This window comes from Micromonospora sp. NPDC048894 (assembly GCF_040649765.1).
Classification (GTDB): Bacteria; Actinomycetota; Actinomycetes; order Mycobacteriales; family Micromonosporaceae; genus Micromonospora; species Micromonospora antibiotica.
Genome location: NZ_JBEZFY010000004.1, coordinates 25805 through 44409, shown reverse-complemented (window position 1 = coordinate 44409; position 18605 = coordinate 25805). Strand labels below are relative to the sequence as shown.

At 72.9% G+C, this 18605-nt stretch carries 17 protein-coding genes and 1 pseudogene; all 18 read left to right on the top strand.

Features of this window, described 5'->3' with window-relative positions; genetic code table 11:
* Positions 1 to 222: 222 nt before the first annotated feature.
* Positions 223 to 933 (top strand): ribosome maturation factor RimP, encoded by a 711-nt coding sequence (gene rimP / locus AB0C22_RS09830; protein WP_219468451.1) that lies wholly within the window; start codon positions 223 to 225, stop codon positions 931 to 933.
* Positions 930 to 1973, top strand: coding sequence for a transcription termination factor NusA (gene nusA, locus AB0C22_RS09825; protein ID WP_208569304.1), 1044 nt, complete (start codon positions 930 to 932; stop codon positions 1971 to 1973). Before rimP ends, nusA begins: the two co-directional genes overlap by 4 nt.
* A gap of 16 nt (positions 1974 to 1989) precedes the next feature.
* On the top strand, positions 1990 to 2322 hold the full coding sequence (locus AB0C22_RS09820; RefSeq protein WP_208569305.1) for a YlxR family protein: 333 nt from the start codon (positions 1990 to 1992) through the stop codon (positions 2320 to 2322).
* Between the two features lie 93 nt (positions 2323 to 2415).
* A pseudogene (locus AB0C22_RS09815) lies at positions 2416 to 2952 on the top strand (translation initiation factor IF-2 N-terminal domain-containing protein); the annotation flags it as partial.
* Between the two features lie 192 nt (positions 2953 to 3144).
* Complete coding sequence (gene infB, locus AB0C22_RS09810; RefSeq protein ID WP_357534862.1) at positions 3145 to 5421, top strand: translation initiation factor IF-2; 2277 nt, start codon at positions 3145 to 3147, stop codon at positions 5419 to 5421.
* 90 nt (positions 5422 to 5511) lie between these two features.
* The gene (locus tag AB0C22_RS09805) at positions 5512 to 5805 is read left to right on the top strand and encodes a DUF503 domain-containing protein (protein ID WP_219468453.1); all 294 of its coding nucleotides are present in this window, start codon (positions 5512 to 5514) and stop codon (positions 5803 to 5805) included.
* Positions 5806 to 6100: 295 nt separating this feature from the next.
* Positions 6101 to 6583, top strand: a complete 483-nt coding sequence (rbfA, locus tag AB0C22_RS09800) for a 30S ribosome-binding factor RbfA (RefSeq protein ID WP_219468455.1) — start codon at positions 6101 to 6103, stop codon at positions 6581 to 6583.
* Positions 6580 to 7680: a bifunctional oligoribonuclease/PAP phosphatase NrnA gene (locus AB0C22_RS09795; RefSeq protein ID WP_219468458.1), complete on the top strand. Its 1101-nt coding sequence runs from the start codon at positions 6580 to 6582 to the stop codon at positions 7678 to 7680. Before rbfA ends, AB0C22_RS09795 begins: the two co-directional genes overlap by 4 nt.
* A 19-nt stretch (positions 7681 to 7699) precedes the next feature.
* Complete coding sequence (locus AB0C22_RS09790) at positions 7700 to 8107, top strand: hypothetical protein (RefSeq protein WP_219468461.1); 408 nt, start codon at positions 7700 to 7702, stop codon at positions 8105 to 8107.
* Entirely contained in the window at positions 8107 to 8316 is a 210-nt protein-coding gene (locus AB0C22_RS09785; RefSeq protein WP_208569311.1) for a DUF6186 family protein, read from the top strand. The genes AB0C22_RS09790 and AB0C22_RS09785 overlap by 1 nt, the downstream gene beginning before the upstream one ends.
* A gap of 739 nt (positions 8317 to 9055) precedes the next feature.
* Positions 9056 to 10381 (top strand): MATE family efflux transporter, encoded by a 1326-nt coding sequence (locus AB0C22_RS09780; RefSeq protein WP_208569312.1) that lies wholly within the window; start codon positions 9056 to 9058, stop codon positions 10379 to 10381.
* Positions 10382 to 10461: 80 nt separating this feature from the next.
* Positions 10462 to 11346: a tRNA pseudouridine(55) synthase TruB gene (gene truB / locus AB0C22_RS09775; RefSeq protein ID WP_219468467.1), complete on the top strand. Its 885-nt coding sequence runs from the start codon at positions 10462 to 10464 to the stop codon at positions 11344 to 11346.
* A gap of 122 nt (positions 11347 to 11468) precedes the next feature.
* Entirely contained in the window at positions 11469 to 12395 is a 927-nt protein-coding gene (locus AB0C22_RS09770; RefSeq protein ID WP_208569314.1) for a bifunctional riboflavin kinase/FAD synthetase, read from the top strand.
* Positions 12396 to 12612: 217 nt separating this feature from the next.
* Complete coding sequence (rpsO, locus tag AB0C22_RS09765; RefSeq protein WP_091246098.1) at positions 12613 to 12882, top strand: 30S ribosomal protein S15; 270 nt, start codon at positions 12613 to 12615, stop codon at positions 12880 to 12882.
* A gap of 221 nt (positions 12883 to 13103) precedes the next feature.
* The gene (locus tag AB0C22_RS09760; protein ID WP_219468470.1) at positions 13104 to 15488 is read left to right on the top strand and encodes a polyribonucleotide nucleotidyltransferase; all 2385 of its coding nucleotides are present in this window, start codon (positions 13104 to 13106) and stop codon (positions 15486 to 15488) included.
* A gap of 204 nt (positions 15489 to 15692) precedes the next feature.
* Positions 15693 to 16979 (top strand): pitrilysin family protein, encoded by a 1287-nt coding sequence (locus tag AB0C22_RS09755; protein WP_357534860.1) that lies wholly within the window; start codon positions 15693 to 15695, stop codon positions 16977 to 16979.
* A 172-nt stretch (positions 16980 to 17151) separates the two neighbouring features.
* Positions 17152 to 17919: a 4-hydroxy-tetrahydrodipicolinate reductase gene (gene dapB, locus AB0C22_RS09750; RefSeq protein ID WP_219468473.1), complete on the top strand. Its 768-nt coding sequence runs from the start codon at positions 17152 to 17154 to the stop codon at positions 17917 to 17919.
* Positions 17920 to 18133: 214 nt separating this feature from the next.
* On the top strand, positions 18134 to 18604 hold the full coding sequence (locus tag AB0C22_RS09745; RefSeq protein WP_219468476.1) for a GNAT family N-acetyltransferase: 471 nt from the start codon (positions 18134 to 18136) through the stop codon (positions 18602 to 18604).
* Position 18605: the final 1 nt, after the last annotated feature.

The window sequence follows — 18605 nt, the reverse complement described above, 5'->3', positions numbered from 1 at the left end:
CGGGATTGCCCCGTTCCGTCGGGGTGTGTCGTCGTTCTGCCCGTGGCCACCGGACAAGTCAACACCATCCGCGCCGACCGCCGGGCGACCGCCGTCGGTGCGCCGCCGGGGCCGCCGTCCCGGCGGCGCGTTACGCTCTGCGCAGCCACCGGCGCTTCCGCCCCGGTGGCGTCCCGGCGTGCCGGTCCGACGACCGCAGCCGACCAGCAGAAGGGTGCCCAGATGACGCAGCGTGGCCGTGCCACCCGGCCGACGGCGCCGGCGGGACGATCCCGTCGCACCGACGGCGCCCGGGGCGGGGACCGTGCGGGCGCATCCCGGGGCGACCTGGCCGCCCGGCGTACCAGATTGCGCGACGTGATCGCGCCGGTGGTCACGGAGGCGGGCTACGACCTGGAGGACGTCTCCGTGTCCCGGGCCGGCCGGCGGCACGTGGTCCGGGTGATCGTGGACGCCGACGGCGGGATCAACCTGGACGCCGTCGCGGACGTCTCCCGGGTGGTCTCGGCGGCGTTGGACGCGGCCGAGGAGTCCGGCGGGGACATCGTGGCGGGGGAGTACCAGCTGGAGGTCAGCTCCCCCGGGGTGGACCGCCCGTTGACCCTGCCCCGGCACTGGCGACGCAACGCCGGCCGGCTGGTGAAGGTGACCGTCCGGGTCGAGCGGCCCGACGCGCAGCCCACGGTGGACCGTCAGGTCACCGGCCGGGTGGTGGCGGCCGACGACGAGCGTGTGGTGCTGGAGACCGAAGCCGGCCGGGCGGAACACCGCTACGCCGAGCTCGGCCCCGGCCGGGTGCAGGTCGAGTTCAACCGCCTCGACGAGATCGACGAGGCGGACGAGTTCGACGGCGCCGACGAAGACGACGAGATCGGCGACGACGAACACGCCGCCGACGATGACGACGATGATGTGGAGGACGAGGAGAGGTGAACATCGACCTCGCGGCGCTGCGCGCACTGGAGCGCGAGCGGGAGATCCCGTTCGACACGATCCTCGCGGCGATCGAGACCGCGTTGCTGACCGCCTACCGGCACACCGACGGCGCCGAGTCGCACGCCCGGGTGGAGATCGACCGTAAGAACGGGGCCGCCCAGGTCTACGCCCAGGAGCTGGACGACGACGGCAGCGTGGTGCGGGAGTGGGACGACACCCCGCACGACTTCGGCCGGATCGCGGCGATGACCGCCAAGCAGGTGATCCTCCAGCGGTTGCGGGAGGCCACCGACGAGGTGCACTTCGGTGAGTACGTCGGCCGCGACGGTGACCTGGTCACCGGAGTGGTGCAGGCGCACGAGGCGCGCAGCGAGAAGGGCATCGTCAGCGTCGACCTCGGCAAGCTGGAGGGTGTGCTGCCGCAGTCCGAGCAGGTGCCCGGCGAGCGTTACCACCACGGCGAGCGGATCCGCTGCGTGGTGGTGCACGTGACCAAGGGGATGCGTGGGCCGCAGATCACCCTGTCGCGGTCCCATCCGGCGCTGGTGAAGAAGCTCTTCGCGTTGGAGGTGCCGGAGATCGCCGACGGCACGGTGGAGATCGGGGCGATCGCCCGTGAGGCAGGTCACCGCACCAAGATCGCCGTGCGCTCCACCGTGCAGGGCGTGAACGCCAAGGGGGCCTGCATCGGCCCGATGGGCCAGCGGGTCCGCGCCGTGATGAGCGAGCTGCACGGCGAAAAGATCGACATCATCGACTGGTCGGACGACCCGGCGGCGTTCGTCGGCAACGCGCTCTCGCCGGCCAAGGCGCTGCGGGTCGAGGTGGTCGACCTGGCCACCCGGACGGCCCGGGTGACCGTCCCGGACTTCCAGCTCTCCCTCGCCATCGGGCGGGAGGGGCAGAACGCCCGGCTTGCTGCGCGTTTGACCGGTTGGCGGATCGACATCCGGTCGGACGCGGAGCAGGCGGGGCCCGGCGGTCGGGGCGGTGCCGAGTCCGTCTCGGAGCCGGGCGGAGCGATCTCGGGCGGCTAGGGGTAGACTTCTTCCAGTGGTACGACGCGCGCATCCGGAACGCACTTGTGTGGGTTGCCGGAAACGTGCGCCGGCCAGCGAACTGCTGCGGATCGTCGCGGTCGGTGACGAGGATGGTCACAGTCTCCGACCTGATCCGAGCCGCAGTCTGCCGGGTCGGGGAGCGAACATGCACCCGGATCCGGCCTGCTTCGCGCTGGCGGTGCGGCGTCGCGTCTTCGGGCGGGCGCTGCGACTCACCGAGGTCCCTGACCACGGTGCCGTCGCGGAGCACGTCGATGCGTCAACCACTACGTCCGGTCAACCCGACCGGGCGAGGGTCGCTAGCAAGGTAGGACGACCGACATGAGCACACGATGAAGTCCCTGAAATGACCAGGCTTCAAGTGCACGAGTGAGGTCGCTGCGGGTGCTGCCCGCACGACCTCGGAGTGAGGAGTGCAGTGGCAGGTAAGGCCCGCGTACACGAGCTTGCTAAGGAGCTCGGGGTCGAAAGCAAGACAGTGCTCGCCAAGCTGAAGGAAATGGGCGAGTTCGTGAAGTCCGCGTCCAGCACCGTCGAGGCGCCCGTCGCCCGACGTCTGCGTGGCGCATTCGTCGCGTCCGCCGGTGGTTCGTCGGCACCGTCCGCTCCGGCGGCGGCCCCGAGCCCGGCACCGACCCCGACGCCGTCCCCGACCCCGGGCGCCCCCCGGGTCTCGGCCCGGCCGATGCCGCCCCGGCGGCCGACCGCGCCGACCCCTGGACCGAAGCCCAAGGGCCCGGTCCCCGGCCCGCCGCAGCCGGTGACTCCGGTCGCCAAGCCGGCGAGCGCACACGACATCGAGGTGGCGGCCGCCGAAGCGCGCGCCGCCGCGCTGAAGGCCGAGCAGGAGGCGGCGGTCAAGGCCGCCCAGGCCGCCCGGCAGCAGCAGCGGGACAACGTCCGACGGGAGCCCCCGACCGAGGGTGGTCCCCGTCCGGGTCCGCGTCCCGGTCCGAACGCCGTACCGCCGCGTCCGGGTACCCCGGCCGCCGGTCGTCCGGGTGGCCCTCCGGCCGGCCCGGGTGCCCGTCCCGGCGGTCGTCCGCCGGCGCGCGGTGCCGGTAACAACCCGTTCGGCATCCAGGGTGGCCAGCAGCAGCGGCCCCCGGCCGCCGGTGGTGGCGGTCCCCGGCCGAGTCCGGCCGGCATGCCGCCGCGTCCGAGCCCGGCCTCGATGCCGCCGCGTCCGAGCCCGGCCTCGATGCCGAGCCAGCGGCCCACCACGGGTCGCCCCGGCGGCCCCGGTGGCGGTCGTGGTGGCCCCGGCGGCGGCGCCGGTCGTCCCGGTGGCGGTGGCGGTGGCTTCCGCCCCGGTGGCGGTGGCGGCGGCGGTGGCGGCTTCCGTGGCGGTCCCGGCGGCGGCGCTGGTGCCGGCGGCGGTGGCTACCGTGGTGGCCCCGGTGGCGGCGGTGGCGCTCCCGGCGGCGGTTTCCGCCCGGGTGCCCCGGCCGGTGGCGGTGGTCGTCCCGGTGGCGGCGGTCGTGGCCGTGGCGGCGGCGCCGCGGGTGCCTTCGGGCGTCCGGGTGGTCGGCCGACCCGTGGTCGCAAGTCCAAGAAGCAGCGCAGACAGGAGTTCGACAACCTGTCGGCTCCGACCATGAGCTCGGGTGCCCCCCGGGGTCAGGGTCAGGTCGTCCGGCTCTCCCGTGGCGCCTCGCTGTCGGACTTCGCCGACAAGATCAACGCCAACCCGGGTTCGCTGGTCCAGGAGATGTTCAACCTGGGCGAGATGGTCACCGCGACCCAGTCCTGCTCGGACGAGACCCTGTTGCTGATCGGTGAGCACCTCGGTTTCGACGTGCAGATCGTCAGCCCGGAGGACGAGGACCGCGAGCTGCTCGCGCAGTTCAACATCGACCTCGACGCCGAGGTCGCGGAGGACCGGCTGGTCAGCCGTGCGCCGGTGGTGACCGTCATGGGTCACGTCGACCACGGTAAGACCAAGCTGCTCGACGCGATCCGCAAGGCGAACGTGGTGGCCGGCGAGGCGGGTGGCATCACCCAGCACATCGGCGCATACCAGGTCCACGTTCCGCACGAGGGCATCGACCGCGCGGTGACCTTCATCGACACCCCGGGCCACGAGGCGTTCACCGCCATGCGTGCCCGTGGTGCCCAGGTCACCGACATCGTGGTGCTGGTGGTGGCGGCCGACGACGGCGTCATGCCGCAGACGATCGAGGCGCTCAACCACGCCAAGGCGGCCGACGTGCCGATCGTGGTCGCGGTCAACAAGGTCGACAAGCCGGAGGCCAACCCGGACAAGGTCCGCCAGCAGCTGACCGAGTACGGTCTCGTCGCCGAGGAGTACGGCGGCGACACCATGTTCGTCAACGTGGCGGCCAAGCCGGGCATCGGCATCGACGAGCTGCTGGAGGCGGTCCTGCTGACCGCCGACGCGTCGCTGGAGCTGACCGCTCCGATCGACGGGCCGGCACAGGGTGTGGCCATCGAGGCGCACCTGGACAAGGGTCGCGGTGCGGTGGCGACGGTGCTGGTGCAGAAGGGCACCCTGCGGGCGGGCGACTCGATCGTCGCCGGTGGGGCCCACGGCCGGGTCCGCGCCATGCTCGACGAGAACGGCAACCAGGTCGCCGAGGCCGGTCCGGCCCGTCCGGTCCTGGTGCTCGGTCTGACCGCGGTGCCGGGTGCGGGTGACACCTTCCTGGCCGCCGAGGACGACCGCACGGTGCGGCAGATCGCCGAGCAGCGGCAGGCACGACGGCGGGCGGCGTCCTTCGCCAACTCCCGCGGCCGGGCCACCCTCGAGACGCTCATGGAGCAGCTCAAGGAGGGCGAGAAGACCTCGCTCAACCTGGTGCTCAAGGGCGACGTCTCCGGTTCCGTGGAGGCCCTCGAGGACGCGCTGTTCAACCTCGACATCCCCGAGGAGGTCCAGCTCAGGATCATCCACCGGGGTGTGGGTGCGATCACCGAGAGCGACGTCATGCTCGCGAGCGCCTCGTCCGAGGCGGTCACGATCATCGGCTTCAACGTGCGGGCCGCCAACAAGGTCCGTGAGATCGCCGACCGCGAGGGCGTGGAGATCCGGTACTACACGGTCATCTACCAGGCCATCGAGGAGATCGACGCCGCGCTCAAGGGGCTGCTCAAGCCGGAGTACGAAGAGGTCGAGCTGGGCAGCGCGGAGATCCGCGACGTCTTCCGCTCGTCCAAGATCGGCAACATCTCCGGTTGTATCGTCCGGTCCGGCATCATCCGCCGCAACGCCAAGGCGCGGCTGCTGCGGGACGGGGCGGTCGTGGCGGACAACCTCACGATCAGCTCGCTCAAGCGGTTCAAGGACGACGCGACGGAGGTCCGCGAGGGCTTCGAGTGTGGTCTGACGCTGGCCGGTTTCAACAACGTCCAGGTCGGCGACACCATCGAAACCTTCGAGATGCGGGAGAAGCCGCGCGCCTGATCCGAGGCTGACAACAGTGCTCAAGGGGTTTACGCCACCCGGCGTAAACCCCTTGAGCATGTCCAGGGGGCTTCCGTAACGTCCTGGACGATGTATACCGGAACCGCACTCTTCGACCTGCTCCTGCCCGGCGACTCCCGTTCGCTCAAGGCCAAGCGCTCCTACGTCCGGCCCATCGTGGCCGCGCTGCGCCGCTTCGACGTGTCGGCGGCCGAGGTGGGCGCGCTCGACCTGCACGGTCGGGCCGAGATCGGGGTGGCCGTGGTGGCTGCCGAGGCGGCCCATGTCCGCGAGGTGCTCGATTCCTGCGAACGCCTCGTCGCCGGCCGCCCCGAACTGGACCTCCTCTCCGTCCGCCGCACCCTCCACACCCCCGAAGACTGACCCACCCCTCCCTCCCGCCCGGGCTCCCCACCCCCACCCGGGCTCCCTCCAGGCCCGCCTGTCCCCGGTGATCAAGAGGTTTGCGTCAGCTTTGATCTCCAGGCTGACGCAAACCTCTTGATCACCGGGGCGGGGCGGGGCGGGGACGGGGTGGGACGGGGTGGTGTGGGGGCGGGGTGGGGCGGGCGGGTGGGGGTGGGGCGCGGGTAGTGTTCGAGATGTTGGGGTGGTTGGGTTCGGTGGGCTTCGGCGTCGCCGTTCCGGCTGCGGTGGGAACGCCCTGGAGGTGGGGGACATGTCTGATCCGGCCAAGGTTCGCCGGCACGCCGAGCGGATTCGCGAGCTGGTCGCTTCGGTGGTGCGGAGCCAGATCAAGGACCCCCGGCTCGGGATGATCACCATCACCGACGCCCGGATCACCGCCGACCTGCGCGACGCCACCGTCTTCTACACCGTGCTCGGCGACGCGACGGCCCAGGCCAGCACCGCCGCCGCGCTGGAGAGCGCGAAGGGGATGTTGCGCAGCACCGTCGGGAAGGCCCTGGGGCTGCGTCACTCGCCCTCGCTGACCTTCGTCCTCGACGACGTGCAGGACCAGGTCAAGCAGATCGACGACCTGCTCGCCCAGGCCCGGCACGCCGACGCCGAGGTGCAGCGGTTGGCCGCCCAGGCGAAGTACGCCGGTGACGCCCAGCCCTACCGGGTCGACGACGACGAGGACGATGACGTCGACGACGAAGCCGCCGACGCCGACGCCTCGACGACGGACCGGCGGTGACGGCCGCCCCGGACACGGCCGGTGAGCTCCGCGTCGGGTCGCCGTCCGCCGGCCCCGGCGAGGACGACTGGGCTGCCGCCGTCGCTGCGGTACGCGGCCTGCCGGCCGACGCCCGGGTGCTGCTGATCTGTCACGTCAACCCGGACGGCGACGCGCTGGGCAGCATGCTCGGCTTCGGGCTGGGACTGCGCCGGCTCGGCGTACGCCGGTTGCAGGCCACCTTCCCGGGGCCGCCCGAGGTGCCGGAGCCGTTCCGCTGGCTGCCCGGGATCGACCTGTTGGTGCCGGCCACCGAGGCGTACCCGGATCCGGATCTGGTGGTCTGTTTCGACGCCGCGAGTGAGTCGCGGCTCGGTGACCTGGTGGACCGGCTCGACACCGCCGGCACCTCGGTGGTCCTCGACCATCACGCCTCGAACACCGGCTTCGGTGCGGTGCACCTGGTGGACCCGACGGCTGCGGCCACCTCGGTCGTGGCCGAGCAGTTGCTCACCCGGCTCGACGTGCCGTTGGACGCGGAGATCGCGGCCGGCCTCTACGTCGCGTTGACCACCGACACCGGCTCGTTCCGGTACGCGGCGACGACGCCGGAGGTGCACCGGCTCGCCGCCCGGCTGCTCGCCACCGGCCTGCGCCCCGGTGACATCTCCCGCGAGGTCTTCGACACCCGGCCGTTCGGCGCGGTCCGGCTCTTCGGTGAGGTGCTGGGCCGGTCCCGGCTCGAACCGGAGGCCGCCGCCGGGCACGGTCTGGTCTGGACCCACGCCACCCTCGACGACCTGGACCGCCACGACCAGCGGCCGTACGTGCTGGAGTCGCTGATCGACTCGGTGCGCTGCACCGCCGAGGCGGACGTCGCGTGTGTGCTCAAGCAGGTCGGGCCGCACGCGTGGGCGGTGTCGATGCGCAGCAAGGGTGCGGTCGACGTCAGCGCGGTGGCGGTGGCGCTGGGTGGCGGAGGTCACCTGTTCGCCGCCGGATTCACCGGGCAGGGCGACGTCGACCAGGTCATCGCCCTGATCAGGGCGGAGTTGGGCGGGGCGTTGACCGCAGGTCACGGCGACGCCGACGGGTGTCGGTCTTCCCGCACGGGGTGAGCCCGGGGAGAATCGGACGATGGAGCAGCCGCACGAGATCGCCGTGGACGTCTCCCGCACCTGGGACCGGCCGGTGGTCACCGTGCCGGTGCTGGCCTGCCTCTCCCTGGTCGGCGGGCAGTTCCCGTCGTTTTCCGCCCAGGCCAACCTCTGGACGTTGGGCACAGGCGGCGCGCTGATCTGGCTCGGCCTCGGCAACCGGGTGCAGCGTCGGCCGGCACCACGCCGGTTGGGCCGGGGCACCGCCTGGTGGCTGCTCCCGGCGGCGCTGTTCGGGGTGCTGGAAGGCGCCACCTTCGTCATGGCGGTCGGGGACGAGTTCCCCACCCTGTCCCGGCTGGCCGACCCGCTGCTGGAGGACGAACTGGTCCGTTCGGCGGCCTGGTTCGCCTGGCTGGCCGCCTTCTGGGGGCTGGTGCGCCGGTGATGCGTACCCTCGCCATCAGTGGCTTCCTGACCTCCCTGGTGCTCTTCGCGGTGGTCGAGTGGGCCTCCCGCCGGGAGGGCTCCCGGATTCCGTCCCTGGGCGACGTCTGCGCCTACGTGATGCGGTACGAGGTGGGCCCGGTGCCGGTCGGCCGGATCGGGTTGTTCGGATTCTGGTGGTGGCTGGGCTGGCACTTCCTGGCCCGCTGAGCACCACCGTCCGCCGCCCGCCCGCCCTCCGCACATCTGTCGATGGGTCTCTTCGCCGGCACCCGCGCGACGTGTGTCCCTGCCGGCACGACGTGCGTCGCTGTCCGCGCGCGGCGGACCGTCCGTTTCCGGCCGCCCGGGGTGGCTGCCGTGGCGTCCAGATGACGGGAAGAGTGGACACCATGTGGAAAGTAAACGTTAACTTGGGAAAGGCCGACGTCGCGTCGCGACGCAGGTCGTGGGCGGTGGTGCCACACCCGGTGCCGCCTCCCTCCAGGGTCTGACCGACCCGGGCTCAACGCTGCCAGGCGAGCCGCTCCGGTGATCCCGGGCCGCCTTCCCGGCGCTCAGCAGGACCGCCCGTAGGGCCACCTGTCCCGGTGGTCCGCACCCTGGAAGGACACCGCCATGGCGACCAAGCCCAAGACCGAGACGACCGACGAGGCCCGCGAGCAGATGCGCCGCGCGCTGCAGACCTCGATGGACACCCGTCAGTGACGCTGCCGCCCCGGCGGTGACCCCACCGCCGGGCGGACTCTTCGCCCGCCCGGGCCCGCCCGGTCGAGTGGCACCGCCGTCCGTTGCCCGGGCCCGCCCGGCGCGGTGCCGGGGTGTCCGCCGGGCGGGTCCGAGGGGACGGGTGCCGGGGGCGGGTGCCGGGCCACCTCCGCCGGCCAGCCTTCGGTAAGTGTTGGCGGGGATTGCGTTCCTTACCGGCGGCGTGTCAGGATCGGCGGCGATGAGCCAGTCCACTCCTACCGCCACCGCGCTCGCCTCACCGCGCCGGATCGCCACCCTCGCCCTGCCCGCCCTGGTGGTGCTCGCGGCCGAGCCGCTCTACGTGCTGGTCGACACCGCCGTGGTGGGGCACCTGGGCCGGGTTCCGCTGGCCGCGCTCGCCGTCGGCGGCACGGTGCTGACCCTCACCGCCTGGCTCGGCACCGTGCTGGCGTACGGCATCACCGGGCGGGTGGCCCGACGGTTCGGTTCCGGTGACCGGGCCGCGGCGCTGGCCGAGGGCGTCCAGGCTTCCTGGCTGGCGCTCGGGGTGGGCGTCCTGCTGGCCGTCGGCATGCAGTTCGGCGGGGACGCGCTGGCGCGTACCCTCGCCGGTGGTGGTGGCGAGGTGGCCGACGCCGCCGGGCAGTGGCTGCGGATCGCGGCCCTCGGCGCACCCGGCCTGCTGCTGGCCGCCGCCGGCAACGGCTGGCTGCGCGGCATCCAGGACATCCGGCGGCCGCTGCTGTTCGTGCTCGGGCCCAACCTGCTCTCCGCGCTGCTCTGCCCGCTGCTGGTCTACCCCGCCGGGCTGGGCCTGCCCGGTTCGGCGGTGGCCAACGTGATCGCCCAGACCGTCTCGGGTGGCCTCTTCGTCGGCGCGCTGCTGCGGGAGCGGGCCGACCTGCGGCCCCGCCCGGCCCTGATCCGCCAGCAGCTGGTGCTCAGTCGGGACCTGCTCATCCGGGGGGTCGCCTTCCAGGCCAGCTTCCTGTCCGCCACCGCGGTCGCCGCCCGGTTCGGCGCCGCCGCCGTGGGTGCCCACCAGATCGCCCTGCAACTGTGGTTCTTCACCGCCCTGCTGCTCGACGCGCTGGCGATCGCCGCGCAGGCGTTGATCGGCGCCGCCCTGGGCGCGGGCGACGCCGCCGGGGCGCGCGCCCTGGCCCGGCGGTTCGCGCTGCTCGGTGGGGTGTGCGGGGTGGGCTTCGCGGTGCTCATCGCGGCCGGGGCCGGCGTCGTGCCGTCGCTGTTCAGTTCCGATCCCCAGGTGCGCGGCCAGGCGATGGTGGCCTGGCCGTGGTTCGCGGCGATGCAGCCGTTCGCCGGGGTGGTGTTCGCCCTCGACGGCGTGCTGATCGGTGCCGGCGACGTCCGCTACCTGCGCGACCTGACCGTCGTCGCGGCGCTCGGCGGTTTCCTGCCGTCGATCTGGTTCTCCTTCGCTTTCGACCTCGGGTTGGGGGGCATCTGGGCCGGCCTCACCCTGTTCGTGATCATCCGGCTCGTCGGGGTCCTGCTGCGGCTGCGTTCCGGCCGGTGGGCGGTGGTCGGCGCGGTGCGCTGACCCGCCACGGCCGGCTGGCCGTCCGGCATTGTGCCGTGCGGTGGCGGGCGGGGTGGACCCGTCTGGCAGGCTTGGCGGTCGTGAACGGTGACGGTCTGATCGTGGTCGACAAGCCCGGCGGCATGACGTCGCACGACGTGGTGGCACGCATCCGCCGGTTGGCCCGCACCCGCCGGGTCGGGCACGGCGGCACCCTCGACCCGATGGCCACCGGGGTGCTGGTGATCGGGGTGGGCCGGGCCACCCGGCTGCTGACGTACGTGATCGGGGCGGGCAAGAGCTACACCGCGACGGTCCGGCTCGGCCAGGCCACCGTCACCGACGACGCCGAGGGCGACGTGCTCACCGCCACGCCCGCCGGGGAGCTGACCGACGCCGCGATCCGGGCCGCGTTCGGGCCGTTGACCGGTGAGATCGACCAGGTGCCCAGCGCGGTCAGCGCCATCAAGATCAACGGGGAGCGGGCGTACAAGCGGGTCCGGGACGGCGAGAGCGTCGAGCTGCCCGCCCGCCGGGTCACCGTCTCCCGGCTGGACGTGTCGGCGATCCGGCGGGACACCCCGGACGTGGTCGACGTCGACGTCGACGTCGACTGCTCGTCCGGGACGTACATCCGGGCGCTGGCCCGCGACGCCGGCCGGTCACTCGGCGTCGGCGGGCACCTCACCGCGCTGCGGCGCACCGCTGTGGGCAGTTTCACCCTCGCCGAGTCGGCCACCCTCGAGACCCTGGAACAGCGCGCGCCCGAGGTGGTCAACCTGCCCCTCGACACCGCCGCCGACAGGTACTTCTCCCGTCGGGAGGCCACCGCCGACGAGGCGAAGGTGCTCTCCCACGGTGGGCCGCTCGACCCGGTCGGCATCGCCGGGCCGTACGCCGTCTTCGGACCGGACGGTGGCGTGATCGCTATCGTCAGCGAGCGGGACGGCCGGGCCCGCGCGGAGATCGTGCTCGCCCCGGCCTGACCGGGCCGCCGGCCGGTCCGGTCGGACGGTGCGGCGGGAGCGGGCGCGACAACGACGGCCGGGACGACCGGCGGGTGGGTACGGGTGGGAGCCGGTCAGTGGCGGAGCAGGGAAGGAGCGGCATGCAGCGGTGGCGGGGGTACGAGGCGGCACCCGGTGACTGGGGGCGGTCGGTCGTCACCATCGGCGTCTTCGACGGCGTGCACCAGGGACACCAGGCGACCATCGGACACGCCGTGGCGCGGGCCCGGGAGCTGGGCGTCCGGTCGGTGGTGGTGACCTTCGACCCGCACCCGGCCGAGGTGGTCCGACCCGGATCGCATCCGGCCGTGCTCACCGAGCCCACCCGCAAGGCGGAGCTGATCGAGGCGCTCGGGGTCGACGTGCTCTGTGTGGTGCCGTTCACCGCCGAGCTGTCCCGGCTGCCGGCCGAGGCGTTCGTGCACGACATCCTGGTCGAACACCTGCACGCCATGCTGGTCGTGGTGGGGGACAACTTCCGCTTCGGGCACCGGGCCGCCGGGAACGTGGCGCTGCTCGAACAGCTCGGCGGGACCTTCGGCTTCGGGGTGGAGAACGCCCCGCTGGTCACCGCCGACGGCACGGTCTTCTCCTCGACGTACATCCGGGCCCGGATCGAGGCCGGGGACGTGGCGGCGGCGGCGGCCGTGCTCGGCCGGCCGCACCGGCTCGAAGGGGTCGTGGTGCTGGGTGACCAGCGTGGCCGGGAGCTGGGCTTCCCCACCGCCAACCTGCTCTGCCCGCCGCACACGGCGGTGCCCGCCGACGGGGTCTACGCCGGCTGGCTGGTGCGCCGGGGGACCGAGCGGCTGCCGGCGGCCATCTCGATCGGCACCAACCCGACGTTCGCCGGCCGGGAGCGCCGGGTCGAGGCGCACGTGTTGGACTTCGCCGGCGACCTGTACGGCGAGCGGGTCGCCCTCGACTTCGCCGCCCACCTGCGCGGCCAGATCCGGTACGACGCGATCGAACCGCTGCTCGTGCAGATGGCCGAGGACGTCGCGCGGACCCGGCTGGCGGTCGCCTGACCGGCCCGGCGGGCGGGGTGGGCGGGCCGCCGACGCCCGCCGCGTGGGCCTTGACCGGGCGCTTCCGCGACGGGCTGGTAGTGTGGCGGTGACGTCGGATGACCGACGCGGGGCCTCGCGTGCCTGCACGACGCCGCGGGTGCGAGGTTCGTCCGTCCCGGTCCGTTCGGACCCGAACGACGGACATCAGTTGTCAACCCACCGAAACAGGGAGAACATGGCGCTCGACCAGGAAGCCAAGGCCAAGATCCGCACGGAGTACGCGACCGCCGAGGGCGACACCGGTTCGCCGGAGGTCCAGGTCGCGGTCCTCACCAAGCGGATCGCGGAGCTGACCGAGCACCTGAAGGTGCACAAGCACGACCACCACAGCCGCCGGGGGCTGCTGCTGCTGGTCGGTCGGCGCCGTCGGCTGCTCAACTACGTCCAGAAGAAGGACATCAGTCGCTACCGGTCGCTGATCGAGCGGCTCGGCCTGCGCCGATGACGTGACGGGGGAGTGGCCACCGGGCCGCTCCCCCGCTCGGCACCACCAGAAGAAGAGGGCCGCGCGACCACCCGAGAGGGAGCCGGTCAGCGTACCGGTCTCCGGTAGTGGCCCCCGGGCATCCCGGCATCATGCCGGCCACCCGGGCGCTTCGATCGAAGACCGGCCGTCTGAGCAGCTCCGGTGTCGTGCGCCCACGACGCGAAGGAGTACCGCCGCACATGACCGAGACCAACCTCGGCACCGAATCCCGCACCGCCGTGATCGACAACGGGTCCTTCGGTACCCGCGAGATCACTTTCTCCACCGGTCGGCTGGCCCGCCAGGCCGCCGGTTCCGTCATCGCCCAGCTGGGCGAGACGGTCGTCCTCTCCGCCACTACCGCCGGTAAGCACCCGAAGGAGCAGTTCGACTTCTTCCCGCTGACCGTCGACGTCGAGGAGCGGATGTACGCCGCGGGCCGCATCCCCGGCTCGTTCTTCCGCCGTGAGGGTCGGCCCAGCGAGGACGCGATCCTCACCTGCCGGCTGATCGACCGGCCGCTGCGCCCGTCGTTCGTCAAGGGCCTGCGCAACGAGGTCCAGGTCGTCGAGACCGTCCTCGCGCTCGACCCGCAGCACCCGTACGACGTGGTGGCCATCAACGCGGCCTCGATGTCGACGAAGCTGTCCGGCCTGCCGTTCTCCGGCCCGATCGGGGCGACCCGGGTCGCGCACGTCGACGGCCAGTGGGTGGCCTTCCCGACCCTGGAGGAGCTGGCCCGCGCCACCTTCGACATGGTGGTGGCCGGCCGCACGCTCGACGACGGCGACGTCGCGATCATGATGGTCGAGGCCGAGGCGACGCCGAATGCCGTCGCCCTCATCGCGGGCGGCGCGACCGCCCCGACCGAGGAGATCGTCGCCAGCGGCCTGGAGGCCGCCAAGCCGGCGATCCGCGAGCTGTGCCGGGCGCAGAGCGAGCTGGCCGAGGTCGCCGCCAAGCCGGTCACCGAGTTCCCGGTCTTCCTGGACTACCAGGACGACATTTACCAGGCGGTGGCCGAGCTGGTCCGCGCCGAGGTGGCCGAGGCGCTCCAGATCGCCGGCAAGGCCGACCGCGAGGAGGCCCTGGACCGGATCAAGGCCAAGGTCGCCGAGGAGCTGGGCAGCCGGTTCGAGGGCCGGGAGAAGGAGCTGTCCGCGGCGTTCCGGTCGCTGACCAAGTCCGAGGTCCGCAACCGGGTGCTGCGCGAGCAGGTCCGCATCGACGGCCGGGGTCCGCGTGACATCCGGGCGCTCACCGCCGAGGTCGGCGTGCTGCCCCGGGTGCACGGCTCCGCGCTGTTCGAGCGGGGCGAGACCCAGATCCTCGGGGTCACCACGCTGAACATGCTCCGGATGGAGCAGATGGTGGACACCCTCTCCCCGGAGAACCGCAAGCGTTACATGCACAACTACAACTTCCCGCCGTACTCGACCGGGGAGACCGGCCGGGTCGGCTCGCCGAAGCGGCGGGAGATCGGCCACGGCGCGCTGGCCGAGCGGGCCCTGCTGCCGGTGCTGCCGTCGCGCGAGGAGTTCCCGTACGCGATCCGGCAGGTGTCCGAGGCGCTCGGCTCCAACGGCTCGACGTCGATGGGTTCGGTCTGCGCCTCGACGTTGGCGCTGCTGTCGGCCGGTGTGCCGCTCAAGGCGCCGGTGGCCGGCATCGCGATGGGCCTCATCTCCGACGAGGTCGACGGCAAGACCCAGTACGTGACGCTGACCGACATCCTCGGTGCCGAGGACGCGTTCGGTGACATGGACTTCAAGGTCGCCGGCACGCCGGAGTTCGTCACCGCGCTCCAGCTCGACACCAAGCTCAACGGCATCCCGTCGGATGTGCTCGCCGCCGCGCTCCAGCAGGCGAACGAGGCCCGGCAGACCATCCTCGGCGTGATGCAGGCGGCGATCGAGGCCCCGGCCGAGATGTCGGACTACGCGCCGCGGGTCACCACCGTCAAGATCCCGGTGGACAAGATCGGCATGGTGATCGGCCCGAAGGGGCAGACCATCAACGCCATCCAGGACGAGACCGGCGCCGAGATCTCCATCGAGGACGACGGCACGATCTACGTCGGCGCGACCAACGGCCCGTCGGCGCAGGCCGCCGTGGACCGGATCAACGGGATCGCCAACCCGACCCTGCCCAAGGCCGGCGAGCGGTTCCTCGGCACGGTGGTCAAGACCGCCGCGTTCGGCGCGTTCATCTCGCTGCTGCCCGGCCGCGACGGCCTGCTGCACATCTCCAAGGTGGGCGACGGCAAGCGGGTCGAGCGGGTCGAGGACTTCCTCAACGTCGGCGACAGGGTCGAGGTGGAGATCGCGGACATCGACGCCCGCGGCAAGATCTACCTGGACAAGGTCCGGCCGGAGGGCGCCGAGGCGCCGGCCGCCGGTGAGGCCGGCGAGGCCGCCGGTGGCGACCGGCCGGCGGGTCGGGGCGGTGACCGGGGTCCGCGTGACCGTGGTGACCGTGGTGGCGACCGGGGCGGTCGTGCCCCGGAGCGTGGCGAGCGCGGCCCGGGTGGCGGCGAGGGTGGCGACGGCGGCGAGCGTCCGCGTCGGCGTACCCGGCACAGCTGAGCAGTGACCGGCCGGGTGACGACGACGTCGTCACCCGGCCGGTGTGTCTCCCTCCACCCCTCGTCGCACGGAGAGCAGGTTTGCGTGAGCCGTTCGCCGTTCCCCCCGGCTCGACGGCCGGTGGCCCCGCCTGACGTCCGCTGGCACGCCACCACCGGCCAGCCCGGCCGCGCCGGTACGGCGTCCCGGGCGGTCACCCGCACGATCAGTGACGACCCGTTGGGTGGCACGGTGCGGCGGACCGTCCTGCCGAGCGGGCTGCGGGTGCTCACCGAGGCGATCCCGACGATGCGCAGCGTCTCGTTCGGCATCTGGGTCACCGTCGGTTCGCGGGACGAGACCGGTCCGCAGGCCGGTGCGGCGCACTTCCTGGAGCACCTGCTGTTCAAGGGCACCCACAAGCGCACCGCCCTGGAGATCTCCTCCGAGATCGAGGCGGTGGGTGGCGAGACCAACGCCTTCACCACCAAGGAATACACCTGCTACTACGCGCGGGTCCTCGACGAGGACCTGCCGTTGGCCATCGACGTGATGTGCGACGCGGTCGCCGACTCGCTGCTGGAGCCGGCCGACGTGGAGACCGAACGCGGGGTCATCCTCGAAGAGATCGCCATGCACGACGACGAGCCCGGCGACGAGGTGCACGACCTGTTCGCCCGCGCCGTCTACGGCGACCACCCCCTCGGCCGGTTGATCTCCGGCACCGAGGAGACGGTCACCCCGATGACCCGCAGGCAGATCCAGAGCTTCTACCGCCGCCGCTACACCGCGCCGCAGATCGTGATCGCCGCCGCCGGCAACCTCGACCACGCCGCCGTGGTCCGGCTGGTCCGCCAGGCGCTGCACGGCACCCCGCTGGACACCGACCCGGCCGAGCCGGGCACCCCCCGGCCGACCACCCCGACGGTACGCACGAAGCCGGCCACCGTCCTGGTCGAGCCGAAGGAGACCGAGCAGGCGCACGTCATCCTCGGCTGCCCCGGCATCGACCGGGTCGACGAGCGGCGGTTCGCCCTCGGGGTGCTCAACAACGTCCTCGGCGGCGGGATGTCCAGCCGGCTGTTCCAGGAGATCCGGGAACGCCGTGGCCTGGCCTACTCGGTCTACTCCTACGCCAGCCAGTACGCCGACAGCGGCCTGTTCGCCGTCTACGCCGGCTGCGCGCCGGGCAAGGTCGACGAGGTGCTCCAGCTGACCCGCGCCGAGCTGGCCCGGGTGGCCGCCGACGGGCTCACCGAGGCGGAGGTGGCCCGGGGCAAGGGGATGAGCAAGGGTTCGTTCGTGCTGGGCCTGGAGGACACCGGTTCCCGGATGAGCCGGCTGGCCAAGGGGGAGCTGCTCTACGGCGATCTGATGCCGGTGGACGAGCTGCTGGCCCGGGTCGACGCGGTGACCGTGGCCGACGTGAACACCCTGGCCGCCGAGCTGCTGAGCCGGCCGATGTCGCTGGCGGTGGTCGGCCCGTTCGGGGAGCACGACTTCGCCGGCTGAGCCTGCCGCCGGCTGACCCGTTCCCGGCCGCGCGGTGCCGTGGGCGACGTCGGCCCGACCGGCCGGCGTCCGGACGGGCACCGGCTCGCGGTCGGGTCCCGGCTGGGACCGGCCGGTGGGACGGTGGTGGTCCGACGGTGGCCCGCGTCCCGATTGGGATAGGTTGTGCCGCGTGACTGACGAGCAGGAGCAGGGCCGCGACGGGTCTATTCGGGTCGGTGTGCTGGGTGCCCGGGGCCGGATGGGCGCCGAGGTGTGCCGGGCGGTCGACGGGGCCGACGACCTGGCGCTGGTGGCGGCGGTCGACCAGGGCGACGAGTTGGCCGGGGCCGAGGCCGCCGAGGTGGTCGTCGACTTCACCACCCCGGACGTGGTCATGGACAACCTGCGCTGGTGCGTCGACCGGGGTGTGCACGCGGTGGTCGGCACCACCGGCTTCACCCGGGCGCGGCTGGAGCAGGTGCGCGGCTGGCTGGCCGACCGGCCCGACGTCGGGGTGGTGATCGCCCCCAACTTCGGCATCGGCGCGGTCCTGATGATGCAGTTCGCCGCCCGCGCGGCCCGGCACTTCGAGTCCGTGGAGATTATCGAGCAGCACCATCCGCGCAAGCTCGACGCGCCGAGCGGCACCGCCACCCACACCGCCCGGCTGGTCGCGCAGGCCCGCGCCGAGGCCGGTCTCGGCCCGATGCCGGACGCCACCAAGGACGAGGTGCCGGGGGCGCGGGGCGCCGACATCGACGGGGTACGCGTGCACGCGGTCCGCGCCACCGGCCTGCTCGCCCACCAGGAGGTGCTGTTCGGCACTCTCGGCGAGACGCTGACCATCCGGCACGACTCGTACGACCGGGTGTCGTTCATGCCCGGGGTGCTGCTGGCAGTGCGGGCGGTCCGGCAGCGGCCCGGGCTGACCGTCGGCCTGGACGCCCTGCTCGACTAGCCTCACCTCACTCACTGCCCAGCCCAGCCCGCGTAGCTCAGCCGCGCGCCGCGTAGCTCAGCCGCGCAGCCCGCGTCTCGGCCGGCGTGTCCGGCCTGATGTGGAGCGGCGGGGCACGCCGGGTGGGGGCACGGACCGCGGGCGGAGCCGGGTGCCGTGGGTGGTGTCGGCCAATTCGTTTGGCGGTGCGCCGGGCCGGCCCTAGGCTGCCCCGGTGCTGGATTCCGGATTCACCGATCGGACCGGGCGGCGGGTCACCCTGCGTCCCGTGGACGACGACAACTGGCGGGCGGTGGCCGACCTGGCCCCCCGTGACGACCAACGCGACTGGGTGCCGGCACTGGCGGCCCGCTACCTGCTGCTGACCATGCGTTCCGACGTCTGGACGTCGTTGGCCGTGTACGCCGACGACGCCGTGGCCGGTCACGTCATGTGGGGCGTGGACGACGACGGGTCGCGGTGGATCGGTGGGATGGTGGTCGACGCCGCCGAGCAGGGCCGGGGGGTGGGCCGGGCCGCCGTGCGCACCCTCGCCGACTGGCTGGCCGGGCCGGACGCCACCCACCCCGTCCGGTTGTCGTACCACCCCGGCAACACGGCTGCCGCCGGGCTCTACACCTCGCTGGGTTTCGCCCCCACCGGCGTGATGGAGGACGACGAACTGGTCGCCGAGCTGCGCCGCTGAC

What these genes read in the sequence shown, in the direction of transcription:
- rimP (WP_219468451.1), top strand. Translation starts at nt 223, where the DNA reads ATGACGCAGCGTGGCCGTGCCACCCGGCCGACGGCGCCGGCGGGACGA.
- infB (WP_357534862.1), top strand. Translation starts at nt 3,145, where the DNA reads ATGCCGCCGCGTCCGAGCCCGGCCTCGATGCCGCCGCGTCCGAGCCCG.
- AB0C22_RS09805 (WP_219468453.1), top strand. Translation starts at nt 5,512, where the DNA reads ATGTATACCGGAACCGCACTCTTCGACCTGCTCCTGCCCGGCGACTCC.
- rbfA (WP_219468455.1), top strand. Translation starts at nt 6,101, where the DNA reads ATGTCTGATCCGGCCAAGGTTCGCCGGCACGCCGAGCGGATTCGCGAG.
- AB0C22_RS09790 (WP_219468461.1), top strand. Translation starts at nt 7,700, where the DNA reads ATGGAGCAGCCGCACGAGATCGCCGTGGACGTCTCCCGCACCTGGGAC.
- AB0C22_RS09785 (WP_208569311.1), top strand. Translation starts at nt 8,107, where the DNA reads ATGCGTACCCTCGCCATCAGTGGCTTCCTGACCTCCCTGGTGCTCTTC.
- AB0C22_RS09780 (WP_208569312.1), top strand. Translation starts at nt 9,056, where the DNA reads ATGAGCCAGTCCACTCCTACCGCCACCGCGCTCGCCTCACCGCGCCGG.
- AB0C22_RS09770 (WP_208569314.1), top strand. Translation starts at nt 11,469, where the DNA reads ATGCAGCGGTGGCGGGGGTACGAGGCGGCACCCGGTGACTGGGGGCGG.
- rpsO (WP_091246098.1), top strand. Translation starts at nt 12,613, where the DNA reads ATGGCGCTCGACCAGGAAGCCAAGGCCAAGATCCGCACGGAGTACGCG.
- AB0C22_RS09760 (WP_219468470.1), top strand. Translation starts at nt 13,104, where the DNA reads ATGACCGAGACCAACCTCGGCACCGAATCCCGCACCGCCGTGATCGAC.